The organism is uncultured Sunxiuqinia sp., assembly GCF_963974515.1.
Classification (GTDB): domain Bacteria; phylum Bacteroidota; class Bacteroidia; order Bacteroidales; family Prolixibacteraceae; genus Sunxiuqinia.
This window is the reverse complement of the sequence record NZ_CAXBDD010000191.1, coordinates 1-3354: the sequence shown is the minus strand read 5'-3', so window position 1 is coordinate 3354 and position 3354 is coordinate 1. Positions and strand designations below refer to the sequence as shown.

Here is a 3354-nt window from a genome sequence, read left to right as displayed (position 1 = left end):
TCCATTCAAATGCTGCAACTCAAGCAAGGCAGAAACCAACTCCTCCATTTGGCTGCTAACAACTCCGGAAAGATAAAACTCTGAATCTGGTGTAGTATAGGAAGCCGTGAGTACCGCGAATGCCTGACTCAACGATCGTGGGCGGCTTAAGCCTGATGCTGATCGGGTTGACAACTGCCTCAAAAAACTGGCGACCGTTTGGTCGTTGCCGGCCAGCAATCGCTGGTACAAACCCATGTCGATTTCTTCCTCTTCCTTTGAACTGTTGCTCCAGGCATCCAGTGTCAACCATGTCGCCCATGCGCCTAAAGCTCCGATCTTCAAAAATTGATCTCGATTCATTTTGTTTATGCTTTCAAAGTTGATACGAAAAAAGGGAGAAGAAGATTTGACCTCCCTCTCCCCCCTGTCCTTCCCATTATACAAATTCGAGTATCTTCTAGTATCCTTCGTTTTGTGTAATACTATTACCGCTATTATCAATCTCGGTTTGTGGAATTGGTCTCAACAAGTGTTTTGAATTGAGCGCATTGTTAAAAGCCGCATGCGGATTATGTGCCAGCGTTCTTTCCACCAACTTCCCTGTACGTTTCAAATCCATCCATCGATTTACTTCACCGGTTAATTCTCTTGCCCTTTCGTCAAGAATAAAGTCGATAGTAACGTCTCCCGGCTCAACGGCAGTGGTTAAACCAGCTCTGGTGCGCAATTCAGTTAAGCGCTGAGCAGCTGTAGTCGTATTGGATGATTTAAGATAAGCTTCGGCTGCAAGCAAGTATGCCTCACCGCTCCTCATCATAACCATATCTCTTTCTCCCCAGGAAGGCTGATCTGGCTGAGTAAAAGGGACTGTCGGATCATCAAATTTCTTAAACATCGGATAATGAACTGTTGTTACCCCATCACTCTTCAGGTATTCATCTGGGTTGATTACTTTATAAGGAACTGCTGCTTTTTCTGCAGCGGTCCATGCAACCTTGGGAAAGAATAAAGCAGTATCGCCAACTACCATATTTACAGTTTCTCCCTCAACATTAGCTTCGTAATCTTCGGTAGCATAAAGAACTCTTGAGAATGTTGCTTCGGCACGTTGATCATCATCTTGAAACAGGGAGTAATAAAACGGTGTTGGCATTGCCCTAAGGCCCTGAACTGTTCTGGACAAACCCGGATAATCATAGTATCGAAACTTATACATCATGTGCCTGGAATTCCCCCAGCCTCTGCTAACAGAATTGCTTCCAAATAAATAGGCAAATACAACCTCGGAGTTTCGCTGGTTTTCAATACTTACCAAATCTCCGAAAGAAGGAACTAAAGTCCGATTAGAAATAACCGTTTCAGCCAACGATGCAGCTTCTGAAAAATCAGAACTGGCAGCAAATGACTTATAACCTCTTGTTAATAATACTTTTGAAAGGAGATGTCTAACGGCATCCTTTGAAACCCGGCCATATACACTTGGTGTTTCCGGCAACGCAGATAAGGCATCTTGAAGATCCTGTACAATTTGTGTATAGATCGCTTCCTCGCTTTCACGCACATAGTTTGTCTCTGCTGTTGTAACCTGATTCAAAACCAGTGGCACTCCCCCAAAATTTTCTACCAAATTAAAATACGACATTGCCCTAAAGAATTTGGCTTCACCTATACCGGTCGTTTTAGCACCAGGATCAACCCCTTCAATTTCCTCTGCCGTGTCTATCGCAACATTGGCGGCAGAGATGATACTGTACTGGTTAGACCAATATACATGGATTGTCCAGTTTGTTGAGTAAAAATTCACATAGTCATTTAAGTCACTAGTCCCAGAAACTGCTGTACTTCTTGTGACAATATCAGTTCCGAGATCTTCGAGCTGATAATACATATCAGGAGCGTAATGCGTGGTTGTTTCTCTGGCTCTTTCATAAACAGAGGCAACAAGTTGATCAAATGTTTCAGGATTGGATTTAGCTGTTTCAATACTCAAAGAGGTATAATTTTCTTCCTCCAGATAACTATCACAACCGGCACCTAACACTCCAACTGCCAGCAGTAACCCTAATATTTTTATATGTATATATTTCATCTTGCTTTTAATTTATAGTGATTAGAAATTTAAACTAATACCTGCTAAATAGGTACGCGACATAAAGGCAGCACCCCAGGAATTTCTACCAGCGTTCTCAGGATCCCATCCATCATAAGGAGTTATAATGAAAGGATTTTGTACGGTTGTGTATATTCTTAGACTACCTACGTTAATTTTATCCAGGACATACCTGGGAAGTGTGTACCCCACCGTGATATATCCAACTTTCGTGTAAGAAATATCTTTGTACTTAATTATTTGTTGGTAGGATCCTCCGTTGCCTGGTTGATACCAACTATTGATCGGATTTGTTGGCGTCCAATAATCTACATCATATCCATTAAAAAGTCTTGACGGATCACTATCCCATGGGAACGAAGTATTACCGTGGAACTGACTGAAAATTTTGTTCCCCTGACTTGTGATAATCGAGAACGAAAAGTCAAAGTTCTTATAGTTCATGTCACTTGTTATTCCTCCTGTCCATTTAGGCGTAACCTGACCAAACACTTTTCGGTCTTTATCCGGGGTGATTTCACCATCGTTGTTCAAGTCCTTAACTCTTACCTGCCCAGGCGTTTGTCCATATTGTGCTGCTTCAGCTGCTTCATCCAGCTGCCAAACGCCATCTAGTTCATAATCATAAATAGAACCGATTGCCTCTCCCACTTTATGAATTAGATTGGTACCTGAAACATTAAAAATAATCTCGTCAAGATCACCATACAGTTTGTCAATGGTATTCTTATTACTTGCAAAATTGAAATTCGTTGTCCACCGGAAATCACTTTTATCAATATTCACCGTGTTTAAGCCTATTTCTATACCTTTATTGGTAGACTCTCCTACATTATCGAATGTTCCGCTATGACCGGTAACTGCTGGCAAAGGCGTGTGAAAAATGATACCTGTGGTCTTTCTGTTATAGACATCAATAGAACCAAATACTCGGTCTGCTAAAATCCCAAAGTCAAAGCCCAGATTCACTTCTGTTGTTTTTTCCCAGGTTAGATCCTTGTTTGCCAAACCGGTAATATATGCAGTGGAGACTGATGAGCCGCCCAGGTTAGTGGCACTACTACCCAACAACGATTGTGAACCCAGCGGCGTTAATCCTCCGCCTTGACCATTGTTACCGGTTTGTCCATAGCTCAATCTTAGTTTTGCATTGGAAAAAAGACCTTGATTTTCCATAAAATCTTCCTGTATCATTTTCCATGCAAAGGCTGCTGAGGGGAAGAAAGCCCATTTGTTTTCGTCTGACAAAATCGATGCCCCGT

2 protein-coding genes and 1 pseudogene are annotated in these 3354 nt (G+C 41.9%); all 3 read right to left on the bottom strand.

Annotated elements, in window-relative coordinates; translation table 11 throughout:
* Nucleotides 1-342: hypothetical protein (locus AAC033_RS18715; RefSeq protein WP_339741015.1), on the bottom strand; the 342-nt coding region annotated here is incomplete at its 3' end.
* Nucleotides 343-439: 97 nt separating this feature from the next.
* On the bottom strand, nucleotides 440-2071 hold the full coding sequence (locus AAC033_RS18710) for a RagB/SusD family nutrient uptake outer membrane protein (RefSeq protein WP_339741013.1): 1632 nt from the start codon (nucleotides 2069-2071) through the stop codon (nucleotides 440-442).
* Between the two features lie 21 nt (nucleotides 2072-2092).
* Nucleotides 2093-3354, bottom strand: a pseudogene (locus AAC033_RS18705) (hypothetical protein); the annotation flags it as partial.